We start from the raw sequence: 13,421 nt of genomic DNA, 5'->3' as shown, positions 1-13,421 counted from the left end.
CCTACGTGATGATTGCAAAACCCACGCCCCCACGCCGTCCCCGCTGGCGCAGCCTGGCCCTGCTGGCCCTGTGCCTGGCCCCGTTACTGTGGCCTCTGCATCACCTTGCCGAACGTTATTACCAACAAGAGCTGGCCTCGCAGAACCGCCAGACCCTCGACCTGTACGTGGCCAACCTGCTCGGTACCCTGCACCGCTACGAGACCTTGCCGCAGATCCTCGGCGACCTGCCGGCGCTGCGCAGCGTGCTGGCCGACCCGTTGCGCCTGGAGGCGGTGACCAACGCCAACCGCCTGCTCAAAGGCATCGTCGAGCAGACCGGCGCCGAGGTGATGTACCTGATGGACATCAATGGCAACACCCTGGCCGCCTCCAACTGGGACAAGCGCGACAGCTTCGTCGGCCGCAACTTCGCCTTCCGCCCCTACTTCAACGAAGCCATGGCCGGCCGCCTGGGGCGCTTCTTCGGCCAGGGCACCACATCGGCCAAGCGTGGCTACTTCTTTGCCGCTGCGGTACGCGACCGTGAACGCATCGTTGGCGTGCTGGTGGTCAAGGTCGACCTCGACCACACCGAAACCCTGTGGGGCCGTACCCCCGAGCAACTGCTGCTGACCGACCACAATGGCGTGGTCATCCTCACCTCACGGCCGGACTGGCGCTTCCGTGCCACCCGCCCGCTGAGCGAGGCCGAGCGCCAGGCCATCATCGCCATCCAGCCCTACCCGACCCAGGCCCCGCAACCGCTGGTGCTCAACCCGCAAGCGTGGATCGCCCAGACCCGCGACATCCCGGAAACCGGCTGGCAGGTCAGCATCCTTGCCCCGCGCATGCTGGTCGACCGCTCGGTGCAAACGGTGATGGCCATCGGTGCCGGCACCTTGCTGGTGCTGATGCTGCTGGCCGGCCTGGTGATGCAACGGCGCCGCCACTACATCGACCGTATCGATTTCGAGGCCCGTGGCCGGCAGGAACTGGAACAACGCGTGGCCGAGCGCACCGCCGACCTGGAAGGCCTGAACACCCGCCTCAAGCGTGCCGTGCTGGAGCGCGAGAACGCCCAGCAGGAGGCGGTGCGCGCCCAGGACGAGCTGGTACAGGCCGGCAAGCTCTCGGTGCTCGGCACCATGTCGGCCAGCATCAGCCACGAACTCAACCAACCGCTGGCGGCCATCCGCAGCTACGCGGAAAACGCCGAAATCCTGCTCGACCACCAGCGCATCGAGGATGCCCGCGGCAACCTCAAGCTGATCGGCGAGCTGACCGGGCGCATGGCCTCGATCATCGCCCACTTGCGCGCCTTCGCCCGCCGAGACCGCCATGCACCGGAGAGCGTGGCGCTGCAGCCGGCCCTGGACGATGCCCTCGCGCTGCTGGCCAAGCGTCGACGCGCCATGGCCGTGGAGCTGATTCGCGACCTGCCGGAAGCCACCTTGTGGGTCCAGGCTGGCGAGACCCGCCTGCGCCAGGTGCTCGGCAACCTGTTGGCCAATGCCCTCGATGCCCTGACCGAAAAGGCCAACCCCCGCCGCCTGTGGCTGAGTGCCGAGCAGCGCGACGACTGCGTCTACCTGTACATTCGCGACAACGGCCCCGGCTTCAGCCGCCAGGCCCTGGAGCACGCCAAGGAGCCATTCTTCACCACCAAGACCCGCACCCAGGGCCTGGGCCTGGGCCTGGCCATCTGCGAAAGCCTGATGCGCGCCCTGGGCGGTGAACTGCTGCTGGCCAACCACCCGGAAGGTGGTGCACTGCTGACCTTGCAGCTGCGTGTGGCCGCGCCTGGCGCTACTTTGCCCAATTCGGAGGACCCCTCGGCATGACCACCGAGACACTCATCGACAGCCAAGCCCAGGTGATCCTGGTCGACGACGACCCGCACCTGCGCCAGGCCCTAAGCCAGACCCTGGACCTGGCCGGGCTCAAGGTGGTCGCGCTGGCCGATGCCCACGGCCTGGCCGAGCGCATCGAAGCCGACTGGCCTGGGGTGGTGGTCAGCGATATCCGCATGCCCGGTATCGATGGCCTGCAATTGCTGGAACAGCTGCATGGCCGCGACGTCGAGCTGCCGGTGCTGCTGATTACCGGCCACGGCGATGTGCCGCTGGCGGTGCAGGCGATGCGCGCCGGCGCCTATGACTTTCTGGAAAAGCCCTTCGCCAGTGACGCGCTGCTCGACAGCGTACGCCGCGCCCTGGCCTTGCGCCGCCTGGTGCTGGACAACCGCAGCCTACGCCTGGCCCTGAGCGACCGCCAGCAACTGGCCACCCGCCTGGTCGGCCAGTCGCCGGCCATGCAGCGCCTGCGCGAGCAGATCGGCGCCCTGGCTGGCACCCGTGCCGACGTGCTGATCCTGGGCGAGACCGGCGCGGGCAAGGAGGTAGTGGCCCGCGCCCTGCACGACCTGTCCAGCCGCCGCGACGGCCCGTTCGTGGCGATCAACGCCGGCGCCCTGGCCGAATCGGTGGTCGAAAGCGAGCTGTTCGGCCATGAGCCCGGCGCCTTCACCGGTGCGCAGAAGCGCCGCATCGGCAAGTTCGAGTTTGCCAATGGCGGCACGCTGTTCCTCGACGAGATCGAGAGCATGAGCCTGGATGTGCAAGTGAAACTGCTGCGCCTGCTGCAGGAACGGGTGGTCGAACGCCTGGGTGGCAACCAGCTGATCCCGCTGGACATCCGCATCATCGCCGCGACCAAGGAAGATTTGCGCCAGTCCGCCGACCAGGGGCGCTTTCGCGCCGACCTGTATTACCGCCTGAACGTGGCGCCGCTGCGTATTCCCCCGCTGCGCGAACGCGGTGATGACATCCTGGTACTGTTCCAGCACTTCGCCGACGCCGCCAGCCAGCGCCATGGCCTGCCCCCGCACACCCTGCAGCCGGCCCAGCGCGCCATGCTGCTGCGCCACGCCTGGCCCGGTAACGTGCGCGAATTGCAGAACGCCGCCGAACGTTTCGCCCTGGGCCTGGAGCTGGCCCTGGATGGCCAGGCAGCGCCTGCCGCGGTGCCGGCGGCCCCCCTGCTGAGCGGCAACCTCAGCGAGCAGGTCGAGCAGTTCGAGCGCTCGCTGATCGCCGCCGAACTGGCCCAGCCCCACAGCTCCATGCGCAGCCTGGCCGAAGCGCTGGGCATCCCCCGCAAGACCCTGCACGACAAGTTGCGCAAGCATGGCTTGAGCTTTGACGGTGGCAGCGGCGGGCAAGACGATCATGAGGACCACCGTTGATGAATAGCGATAGCCAGTATCTCCAGGCCGTGCTGCACGGCGACATCCCGCTGACCCGCGAAATGGGCCTGGAGGTGCTCGACTGGCAGCAGCACACCCTGCGCCTGCAACTGCCGTTGGCGGCCAACGTCAACCACAAGAGCACCATGTTCGGTGGCAGCCTGTACTGCGCGGCCGTATTGGTGGGTTGGGGCTGGCTGCACCTGCGCCTGCGCGAGCTGGGGATCGATGACGGGCATATCGTCATCCAGGAGGGGCAGATCAATTATCCGCTGCCGGTGACCGGGGCGGCGGTGGCACGTTGCGCGGCGCCGGACGAAAAGACCTGGGAACGCTTCGTGACGATGTACCAGCGTCGCGGGCGGGCGCGGCTGACGCTGGAAACCACGGTGAGCAATGCCGGTAGTGACGAGCCGGCGGTAAGGTTCAGCGGGCAGTACGTCCTGCACCGCTGAAACCCTGAGCGGCCTTGTGTCGCGATCGGGCCGCAACGCGGCCCCAAGGTTTCAGCTTCGCCACCTGAATTGCCGGGGCCGCTTTGCGGCCCTTTCGCGACACAAGGCCGCTCCTACACGATCATGTGCGGCGGTCAGATCAGGCTCAGGAAGGCCTGGCGCCATTGTGCATTGGCCGGCAACGCCAGGAAGTGCGGGTTGAGCAACGACTCCCGTGGCGGGTAGCGGAACGGCAGGCCATCCAGCCCGATCACTTCGCCCCCGGCGCCTTCCACCACTCCCTGGGCCGCCGCTGTATCCCACTGCGAAGTCGGCGCCAGGCGCGGATAGCAATCGGCGCTACCTTCCGCCAACAGGCAGAACTTCAACGAACTGCCAATGTTGGCCAGCTCCAGCTCACCCAGCGCAGCGCCCAGCCCGGCCAGCAACGCTTCCTGCTCCGGGCTGGAATGCCGACGGCTGGCCACCACGGTAAAGCGCTCTCCCAGTGGCGGTGCATTGCGTACCTGGATTGGCTCAGCGGCTTCACCACCTTCCGCACGCCAGGCGCCCAGCCCACGGCCACCGAAGTAGCAGCGCCGGTTGGTTGGCATCGAGACCACGCCAAACACCACCTCGCCGTTTTCCACCAGGGCGATGTTGACGGTGAATTCCTCGCTGCCGGCAATGAACTCCTTGGTGCCGTCCAGCGGGTCGACCAGCCACCAGCGCTGCCAGCGCTGGCGCTCGGCCAACGGGATATTGCAGTCTTCTTCCGACAGCAGCGGAATCTGCGGCGCCAGGGCCAGCAGGCCATCGGCAAGCACCCGGTGCGCCGCCAGGTCGGCGGCGGTCACCGGCGAATCGTCAGCCTTGCTGGTCACGGCGACATCGGCGCGCCAGAACGGCAGGATCGCCTCGCCGGCCTTCAGCGCCAGCTTGACCACTTCGTGCATCAGTTGCAGGTCGTTCATGCTTCCAGCAGCCCCCGCTGAATCAGCAGGTCACGCGCCAGGTACAGCGCCGCCAGGGCGCGACCTTCGGTGAACTGCGGGTGCATGGCCAAGGCCGACAGCTCGCGCAGGTTGACCTTGTCGACCCGCATCGGCTCCGGCTCGTCGCCCTCCAGGCGCTCTTCGTAAAGGTCGCTGGCCAGCACCACCTGGATCTTCTGGCTCATGTAGCCGGGCGACAGCGACAGCTCGGTCAGGTGCTCCAGCTGGCGCGCACCAAAACCGGCTTCTTCCTTGAGCTCGCGGTCGGCTGCCGCCAGCACGTCCTCGCCCGGCTCGATCAGGCCCTTGGGCAGCGACAGCTCATATTCATCGGTGCCGCCGCAGTATTCTTCCACCAGCACGGCGTGCTCGGCGTCGAGCATGGCCACGATCATTACCGCGCCGTAGCCATTGCCGCGCCCCACCAGGCGCTCGTAGGTGCGCTCATTGCCATTGCTGAAGCGCAGTTGCACGGCTTCGACGCGAAACAGGCGGCTGCTGGCGACGATTTCGCGGCTGAGGACGGTGGGTTTCTGGCGCATGGGGCGGCTCCTTGGCGTGAACGGGTTACTATACCGTGGCTTGCCGACTGATCGAGAATTTCCCATGCCTGTTCTTCCCTGGTCTGCCATCGATACCGTCCTGCTGGACATGGACGGCACCTTGCTCGACCTGCATTACGACAACCGCTTCTGGCTGGACCACCTGCCCCAGCGCTATGCCGAGCTGCACGGGGTAAGCCGGGCCATGGCGGAAATGGAGCTGCAGCCGCTGTTCGAACGTAATGCCGGTACGCTCAACTGGTATTGCCTGGACTTCTGGAGCCGCGAGCTGCGCCTGCCGATTCGCGAGCTGAAACGGGAAATCGCCGACCTGATCGCCCTGCGCCCGGATGCCGACACCTTCCTGGCGGCCATTCGCCAGGCCGGCAAGCGCGTGGTGATGATCACCAATGCGCACCGGGATTCCCTGTCGCTGAAGCTGGAGCGGGTGGAGCTGGCGCCGTATTTCGAGCGGCTGATCAGCTCGCACGACTATGGCTACCCGAAGGAAAGCCCGCAGTTCTGGGATGCCTTGCAGGCGGATATCGGCTTTGCACCGGAGCGCAGCCTGTTCATTGATGACACATTGGCCATCCTGCGCAGTGCGCGGCGGTTTGGCGTGGGGCACTTGCTGGCGGTGCGCCAGCCCGATAGCCAGGCGGGGCCGCGGGATACCGAAGAATTTGCTGCGGTCGAGGACTACCGGGAGCTATTGGCAGGCCTGTGAGGGCCTCTTCGCGGGTATGCCCGCGAAGAGGCCGCTAGCGGCTGTAGAGATCAGTCAGGAATACGCAGCACCTGCCCTGGGTAGATCTTGTCCGGGTGCTTGAGCATCGGTTTGTTGGCCTCGAAGATCTTCTGGTACTTGTTGGGGTCGCCGTACACCTTCTTCGAGATGGCACTCAGCGTGTCGCCCTTCTCCACGGTCACGAACCGCGCCGCCTGCGCCACCGGCCCGGTTACGGTGATCTGGTCATCCACACTGGCGACACCGCTGATGTTGCCCGCCGCCAGGATGATCTTCTCCTTTTCCTCCTGGCTGGCCACCTCGCCCTGGAGGATGATCTTGTCCCCCTCTACCTTGACCTTGATGTTCGGGTTACCCAGGCCGACACTTTCCACGTGCTTTTTCAGCTGCTCTTCGGCGTTGGCATTACCGGGGGTCAGCAGATCGATCAACTTTTCGCCCGCTTCTTTCACAAAACTGAACAGACTCATGACACTCTCCTTGTTGACGTGAAACCGTTGGACAGTGAAGTCTAGGCGAAGACTCCGCCGACCCACCCGCATCTTCCATCGACGCGCTCTATCAAGGCATAGACCCTAGCGATTAGACGCCGCCGGCCCGCACGCCTAGGCTTGTGCTATCAAAAAGCTGCCGATAGCTCCGGTGAACAGCCAGCCCCGATGAAAAGCAAGCCTCCGCTCTGCGCGGCCTCGCCCCTGTCCATGCCCGCAGCCAGCAACACCTACGATTACGTCCAGCTCAACGACGCCCGACGCGACAGCACCCCGCTGGCCGAGGAAGTGGCCCTGGCCATCGCCTACAACGGCCTGAACCAGGCAGTGATGCTGGTCAGCCCCACCGACCTGGAGGACTTCGCGGTCGGCTTCAGCGTCGGCAGCGGCATTGTCGAAGGCACTGCCGAAATCTACGACCTGAAACTCTCCGGCAGTGGCTCGGCGATGTATGCCGACCTGGAGATTTCCAGCCGTGCATTCTGGAACCTGAAGAACCAGCGCCGCCAGTTGGCCGGCACCAGTGGTTGTGGCCTGTGCGGAGTCGAAGCGCTGGAGCAGGCATTGCCGGACCTGGCCAAGCTGCCTGGCGCCCCTTTGCCGCCTGCGCAATGGCTGGTCGGGCTGCGCGAGCGCATCGATGCTTTCCAACCCCTTGGCCAGCATTGCGGCGCGGTGCACGCGGCGTTGTTCATGGACCGCAACGGCGAACTGTTGCTCGGCCGCGAAGACATCGGCCGGCATAACGCCCTCGACAAGCTGATCGGTGCACTGCTGCGCCAGGGCATCGACAGCCAGGGCGGCCTGGCCATCGTCACCAGCCGCTGCAGCCTGGAGCTGATCCAGAAGGTGCTGCGTGCCGGTATCCAGACCCTGGTCAGCCTGTCCGCGCCCACCGGCCTTGCCCTGCAATGGGCGCGCAAACACAACCTCAATCTCATCCATCTGCCCAAGCACAGCGCACCGCGGGTCTATAGCCCCGCGGCGGAGTCGTAACAGTCGTGACCTCGTACCAGCACTTCCCGGAAAACGCCCCAGCCTCCCCTCCTCGCTACAAGCCCTACCACGGCCCCGCCGGTGGCTGGGGTGCACTGCGCAGCGTGGCCAAGGCCTGGGTCGGCAGCGATAACGCGCTGAAGAACATTCGCGCGCTGCTCAAGACCAACCAGAACGGCGGTTTCGACTGCCCAGGCTGCGCCTGGGGCGACTCACCCGAGAGCGGCATGGTCAAGTTTTGCGAGAACGGCGCCAAGGCGGTGAACTGGGAAGCGACCAAGCGCCGCGTCGACGCGGCGTTCTTTGCCCGCTACAGCGTCACTTCGCTGCTGGGTCAGAGCGACTATTGGCTCGAGTATCAGGGGCGCCTGACCGAACCGATGGTCTACGACGCCCCCAGCGACCGCTACCTGCCGATCAGCTGGGATGCCGCCTTCGCCATGATCGGGCGCGAACTCAACAAGTTGGCCAGCCCCGACCAGGCCGAGTTCTACACCTCGGGCCGCGCCAGCAACGAAGCGGCGTACCTGTACCAGCTGTTCGTGCGCGCCTATGGCACCAACAATTTCCCCGACTGCTCGAACATGTGCCATGAGGCCAGTGGTGTGGCCCTGGCGCAAAGCGTCGGGGTGGGCAAGGGCACCGTCACCTTCGACGACTTCGAACACGCCGACGCGATTTTCGTCTGGGGCCAGAACCCCGGCACCAACCACCCGCGCATGCTCGACCCGCTGCGCGATGCAGTGAAGCGTGGCGCCCAGGTGGTGTGCGTCAACCCGCTCAAGGAGCGTGGCCTGGAACGCTTCCAGCACCCTCAGCACCCACTGGAAATGCTGACCAACAGCGACCGTCCGACCAATACGGCGTTCTTCCGCCCGGCGCTGGGCGGCGACCTGGCGATGCTGCGCGGCATGGCCAAGTTCGTGCTGCAGTGGGAACGCGAAGCCCAGGCCAAGGGCGAGCCGGCGGTGTTCGACCACGCCTTCATCGCCGAGCACGGCCATGGCGTCGACGACTACCTGGCGGTGGTGGATGCCACCCCATGGCAACACATCCAGGCGCAGTCCGGCCTGCCCCTGGCCGACATCGAACTGGCCGCGCGCATGTATTGCCGTGGCAAGCGGGTGATCATGTGCTGGGCCATGGGCATCACCCAGCACCGCCATTCGGTGCCGACCATCCAGGAAATCGTCAACCTGCAGCTGCTGCGCGGCAATATCGGCGTACCTGGCGCCGGCCTGTGCCCGGTGCGTGGCCACAGCAACGTGCAGGGTGACCGCACCATGGGCATCAACGAGCGCCCCCCAGAGGCGCTGCTCGATGCCCTGGAAAAGCGCTTTGGCTTCCCCGTACCACGGCAGCAGGGCCACAACACCGTCGAGGCGATTCACGCCATGCTCGAGGGCCGCGCCAAGGTGTTCATCGGCCTGGGTGGCAACTTCGCCCAGGCGACGCCGGATACCGAACGTACCGCCCAGGCGCTGCGCAACTGCGAACTGACCGTGCACATCAGCACCAAGCTCAACCGTAGCCACCTGGTGCACGGCAAGCAGGCGCTGATCCTGCCGTGCCTGGGGCGTACCGATATCGACCTGCAGGCCGAAGGGCCGCAGGCGGTAACGGTGGAAGACTCGTTCAGCATGGTCCACGCATCCAATGGCCAGCTGCAACCGCTATCGCCACAGATGCGCTCGGAGCCCGCGGTCATCGCCGGTATTGCCGCCGCTACCTTGGGCAACAACCCGGTTGATTGGCGTTGGCTGGTGGCTGACTACGACCGTATTCGTGACCTGATCGGCGACACCATCGCCGGCTTTGCCGGCTTCAACCAGCGCCTGCGCCAGCCGGGCGGCTTCTACCTGGGCAACAGCGCCGCCGCCCGCGAGTGGAAGACCAGCACCGGGCGGGCCAATTTCAAGGCCAACCGGCTACCGGACACGCTGCTCGACGAGCGTGTAGGCGCCAGCGGCCAACTGCCGGACCTGATCATGCAGTCGATGCGCTCGCACGATCAGTACAACACCACCGTCTACGGGCTGGACGACCGCTACCGCGGTGTGCGCGGCCAGCGCGAAGTGTTGTTCGTCAACGAAGCCGACATCCTTCGCCTGGGCTTCCAGCCGGGGCAGAAGGTCGACATCGTGTCGTTGTGGGGGGACGGGCATGTGCGCCGGGTGCAGGGCTTCACCCTGCTGGCCTTCGACATCCCGGCCGGGCAGGCAGCGGCGTATTACCCAGAGGTGAACCCGCTGGTGCCGCTGGAGAGCGTTGGCGACGGCAGCTACACGCCGACATCGAAGTTCATCGCCATCAAGCTGGAGCGGGCGCAGGGCGACGGGCGAATCCTCTAGGTTGTACCGGCCTGTTCGCGGCCAAAGCCGCATGTTCAGGTGCAGCGTCAAGTCGAAGCCGTGTGTAGGAGCGGATTTATCCGCGAAGCAGGCGACGCAGTGGATGGCACCGGCTGTGCCGGTGATCGCGGCTGAAGCCGCTCCTACAAGTGCAGCGTCAAGTCGAAGTCGTGTGTAGGAGCGGATTTATCCGCGAAGCAGGCGACGCGGCGGATGGCACCGGCTGTGCCGGTGATCGCGGCTGAAGCCGCTCCTACAAGTGCAGCGTCAAGTCGAAGCCGTGCGTAGGAGCGGATTTATCCGCGATGCAGGCGACGCGGCGGATGGCACCGGCTGTGCCGGTGATCGCGGCTGAAGCCGCTCCTACAAGTGCAGCGTCAAGTCGAAGCCGTGCGTAGGAGCGGATTTATCCGCGATGCAGGCGACGCGGTGGACGGCACCGGCTGTACCGGTAATCGCGGCTGCAGCCCCTACAGGGAAAATCACAAGGCCTGCGACGTGGTGTTTCTGTAGAAGCAGCTTTAGCCGCAAAGAGGCCAACAGCCCCACCGCCAAAAACGAAAAAAGCCCTGTTCCAGTGCGGTTCAGGGCTTCGTCACAAAAGTCTCAGACAGCGAAAAATAGATAAAGTTTCACAGCAAATACAGTAACTTAGAGAATTGTGTACAACTCGTGTTACTCGTCGGATTTCCATTGCCAGGCGCGCTTGTTAGCCTCAAATTCGCCTCGTCATCCCTATGAGGCTCTCTTGATGAAGAAGTACTCCTCGATACTGTTGTTGTCTTTCAGCTTGCTCAGCGGCGTTGCCATGGCAGGCGGCACCACCGAAGCCGGCATTGGCGGCGCATTGGGTGGGGTACTGGGCTCTGTCGTGGGCAACTCCATCGGCGGTAGCACAGGCGGCGCCATTGGTGCGGGTCTGGGCGGCGCAGCGGGTGGCGCCCTGGGCGCCGACAAACGCCAGCGTGGCGAGGCCGCAATCGGCGGTGCGCTGGGCGCGGCAGGCGGTAACGTGGTCGGTCGCTCGGTAGGCGGCACTACCGGTAGCTACATTGGCGCGGCAGCCGGCGGTGGTGCCGGTGGCGCACTGGGTAACTACCTGGGCAAGGAGGCCGATGAAGATGATTACCACGATGGCCGCCGCTACCGTCGTGGCTATGACGACGACCGTCGTCACTGGGACAATGGCAACCACTACGGCCATCGCAAGCACAGACGCCACTGGCGCGACTAACGCCTGAGGGCCCTGCCCCGGCAACAAAAGCCCCGCCCATGCCAGCGGGGCTTTTTTATGCCGGCTGTTCCAGCATGACGCCGGACAGGATCATCTGCAGCGTATCCGCCAGCATTACCGGCCGGCCGCTGGCGCGCTCGATGAACACCTGCACCACCGTCCCTGCCGCACAGGCCTCCGGCTCGCCCGGACGGAACAGCGCCAGGCGGTACTCCACCGTACTGCCCGCCAGGCGCGTTACCCCCAACCCGACTTCCAGCACGTCCGGAAAGCCCGGCAACGCGTAGAAATCCGCTGCGGAGCTGACCACGAACGCTGCCAGCTCGCCGTCGCGCAGGTCCAGTTCGGCCTGTTCGACAAGAAATGCCTGGATTGCAGTTTCGAAGAAGCCATGCACGGTAGCCCCGGCGATATGGCCATTGAGGTCGTTGTCCTGCGGGCGGGTAAGGATGGGGTGGAAGTGGCAGAAGGCAGTGCGTTGAGGGGATTCGGTCATCTGGCTGGCTCTTGTCTTCGCAACGGATGCTGACAGTGAAACAGAAAAACCTGATTTCCGCTGCTTGCACCGGCTCTGCGTAGCAGCGGCCTTGTGTCGCGATGGGCCGCCAAGCGGCCCCTGGTCTTCAGCGTGGATGCAGAACTGGCGGGGCTGCCTGCAGCCCATCGCGACACAAGGCCGCTGCTACAAGGGGCGCGTGTCGGCTGGAAGAAACAAAAAAGCCGCCCCGAGGGCGGCTTTCGTTGCAACCGGCTTCAGCTTACAGCTGCGGGCCAGCGGCCTTGATGGCGTCGGACACGTCGAACTTCTTGAAGTTCTCGATGAACAGCTTGGCCAGGCCCTTGGCAGCCTCGTCGTAGGCAGCCTTGTCAGCCCAGTTGGTGCGCGGGTTGAGCAGCTCGGTTTCAACACCCGGAACAGCTTTCGGCACGTCCAGGTTGATGATGTCCAGGTGCTCGGTTTCGGCACCGACCAGCGCGCCGCTCTGGATCGCAGCGATCACGGCACGGGTGGTCGGGATGCTGAAGCGCTTGCCAACGCCGTAGCCACCGCCGGTCCAGCCGGTGTTGACCAGGTAGACCTTGGAGTTGAAGCCGTTGATACGCTTGATCAGCAGCTCGGCGTACTCGCCAGCCGGGCGTGGGAAGAACGGAGCGCCGAAGCAGGTAGAGAAGGTCGACTTGATGCCGCCGCCCGAGCCCATTTCGGTGGAACCGACCAGCGCGGTGTAGCCGGACAGGAAGTGATAGGCCGCCTGCTCGTTGTTCAGGATCGACACCGGAGGCAGAACACCGGTCAGGTCGCAGGTCAGGAAGATGACTGCGTTCGGCTCGCCGCCCAGGTTCGCTTCGGAACGCTTGGCCACGTGCTCCAGCGGGTAGGCCGCACGGCTGTTCTGGGTCAGGCTGACGTCGGTGTAGTCGGCGTGCTTGTTGGCGTCGAGAACGACGTTCTCCAGCACTGCACCGTGCTTGATGGCTTTCCAGATGACCGGCTCGTTCTTCTCGGACAGGTCGATGCACTTGGCGTAGCAACCACCTTCCATGTTGAACACCACACCCTCGCCCCAGCCGTGCTCGTCGTCACCGATCAGGTAACGGCTTTCGTCGGCCGACAGGGTGGTCTTGCCGGTGCCGGACAGGCCGAAGAACAGGGTCACGTCGCCTGCTTCGCCGATGTTGGCGGCGCAGTGCATCGGCAGCACGTCGGCAGCCGGCAGCAGGAAGTTCTGCACCGAGAACATGGCCTTCTTCATTTCGCCGGCGTAGCGCATGCCAGCGATCAGCACCTTCTTCTGGGCGAAGTTGATGATCACGCAGCCATCGGAGTTGGTACCGTCACGCTCCGGCTCGCAGACGAAGTTGGCCACGTTGAGGATCTGCCACTCGCCACGGCCAGCCGGGTTGTACTGCTCCGGGTTGATGAACAGGCAACGACCGAACAGGTTCTGCCAGGCAGTCTGGGTGGTCATCTTCACCGGCAGGTAGTGCTCGGCAGCCGCCCCTACGTGAACGTAGGAAACGAAGTGATCCTGGGCGTTGTTGAACGCCTCGACGCGGTCCCACAGGGCATCGAACTTGTCGGCCGGGAACTTGCGGTTGATCGGGCCCCAGGCAATGGCGTCCTGGGTGGAAGGTTCTTCGACGATGAAACGGTCAGCCGGCGAACGGCCAGTACGGTGACCAGTCTCCACGACCAGTGCGCCAGTATCGGCTAGTACGCCTTCACCGCGTTGCAGCGCTTCTTTTACCAGCTCATCGACGCTCAGGTCGGTGTACACGGTGTTGTTGGCTTGCGTCATGAGATACCCCATCCGGCCCGAGGCCGAGTGCTCCAAACGTTTTGTAGTTGTCTCGAAAAAACTACTACAGCGAAAAAAGTGGCCGGATTATGCCAGAAACGCCC

12 protein-coding genes are annotated in these 13,421 nt (G+C 65.0%); 7 read left to right on the top strand and 5 right to left on the bottom strand.

Annotated elements, in window-relative coordinates; genetic code table 11:
- The first annotated feature begins 8 nt into the window (after window positions 1-8).
- Genes HG549_RS01305 through HG549_RS01295 form a run of 3 tightly spaced genes read left to right on the top strand, consistent with a single transcriptional unit; the run spans window position 9 to window position 3,681 of the window.
- Window positions 9-1,823: an ATP-binding protein gene (locus tag HG549_RS01305; protein WP_170027833.1), complete on the top strand. Its 1,815-nt coding sequence runs from the start codon at window positions 9-11 to the stop codon at window positions 1,821-1,823.
- A complete protein-coding gene (locus tag HG549_RS01300; RefSeq protein WP_170027832.1) occupies window positions 1,820-3,226 on the top strand; it encodes a sigma-54 dependent transcriptional regulator in 1,407 nt (468 codons plus the stop codon). The genes HG549_RS01305 and HG549_RS01300 overlap by 4 nt, the downstream gene beginning before the upstream one ends.
- On the top strand, window positions 3,226-3,681 hold the full coding sequence (locus tag HG549_RS01295) for a YiiD C-terminal domain-containing protein (protein ID WP_170027831.1): 456 nt from the start codon (window positions 3,226-3,228) through the stop codon (window positions 3,679-3,681). Before HG549_RS01300 ends, HG549_RS01295 begins: the two co-directional genes overlap by 1 nt.
- Window positions 3,682-3,815: 134 nt before the next feature.
- On the opposite strand, the gene cysQ is transcribed toward HG549_RS01295, so the two are convergent.
- Window positions 3,816-4,634 carry a 3'(2'),5'-bisphosphate nucleotidase CysQ gene (cysQ, locus tag HG549_RS01290; RefSeq protein ID WP_170027830.1) on the bottom strand — a complete coding sequence of 273 codons (819 nt, stop codon included), beginning with the start codon at window positions 4,632-4,634 and terminating at the stop codon, window positions 3,816-3,818.
- Window positions 4,631-5,197 (bottom strand): ADP compounds hydrolase NudE, encoded by a 567-nt coding sequence (gene nudE, locus HG549_RS01285; protein ID WP_015268611.1) that lies wholly within the window; start codon window positions 5,195-5,197, stop codon window positions 4,631-4,633. Before nudE ends, cysQ begins: the two co-directional genes overlap by 4 nt.
- Window positions 5,198-5,261: 64 nt before the next feature.
- Here nudE and yrfG point away from each other — a divergent pair, with 64 nt between their 5' ends.
- Window positions 5,262-5,924, top strand: coding sequence for a GMP/IMP nucleotidase (yrfG, locus tag HG549_RS01280; protein ID WP_170027829.1), 663 nt, complete (start codon window positions 5,262-5,264; stop codon window positions 5,922-5,924).
- A 50-nt stretch (window positions 5,925-5,974) separates the two neighbouring features.
- Here yrfG and lysM read toward each other — a convergent pair whose 3' ends face one another.
- Window positions 5,975-6,415: a peptidoglycan-binding protein LysM gene (lysM, locus tag HG549_RS01275; RefSeq protein WP_170027828.1), complete on the bottom strand. Its 441-nt coding sequence runs from the start codon at window positions 6,413-6,415 to the stop codon at window positions 5,975-5,977.
- A 189-nt stretch (window positions 6,416-6,604) separates the two neighbouring features.
- Here lysM and fdhD point away from each other — a divergent pair, with 189 nt between their 5' ends.
- From fdhD to HG549_RS01260, 3 genes are all read left to right on the top strand, one after another.
- Window positions 6,605-7,432 carry a formate dehydrogenase accessory sulfurtransferase FdhD gene (gene fdhD, locus HG549_RS01270; protein ID WP_170027827.1) on the top strand — a complete coding sequence of 276 codons (828 nt, stop codon included), beginning with the start codon at window positions 6,605-6,607 and terminating at the stop codon, window positions 7,430-7,432.
- 5 nt (window positions 7,433-7,437) lie between these two features.
- Window positions 7,438-9,783 (top strand): FdhF/YdeP family oxidoreductase, encoded by a 2,346-nt coding sequence (locus tag HG549_RS01265; RefSeq protein WP_170027826.1) that lies wholly within the window; start codon window positions 7,438-7,440, stop codon window positions 9,781-9,783.
- Between the two features lie 751 nt (window positions 9,784-10,534).
- Complete coding sequence (locus tag HG549_RS01260) at window positions 10,535-11,017, top strand: glycine zipper domain-containing protein (RefSeq protein WP_170027825.1); 483 nt, start codon at window positions 10,535-10,537, stop codon at window positions 11,015-11,017.
- Window positions 11,018-11,072: 55 nt separating this feature from the next.
- Here the strand turns inward: HG549_RS01260 and HG549_RS01255 are convergent, their stop codons facing one another.
- Window positions 11,073-11,513 (bottom strand): thioesterase family protein, encoded by a 441-nt coding sequence (locus HG549_RS01255; RefSeq protein WP_170027824.1) that lies wholly within the window; start codon window positions 11,511-11,513, stop codon window positions 11,073-11,075.
- Between the two features lie 262 nt (window positions 11,514-11,775).
- Entirely contained in the window at window positions 11,776-13,317 is a 1,542-nt protein-coding gene (locus HG549_RS01250; protein WP_170027823.1) for a phosphoenolpyruvate carboxykinase, read from the bottom strand.
- Window positions 13,318-13,421 lie beyond the last annotated feature (104 nt).

It is taken from the genome of Pseudomonas sp. SK (genome assembly GCF_012975065.1).
GTDB lineage: Bacteria > Pseudomonadota > Gammaproteobacteria > Pseudomonadales > Pseudomonadaceae > Aquipseudomonas > Aquipseudomonas anuradhapurensis.
This window is presented reverse-complemented; position numbering and strand designations above follow the sequence as displayed.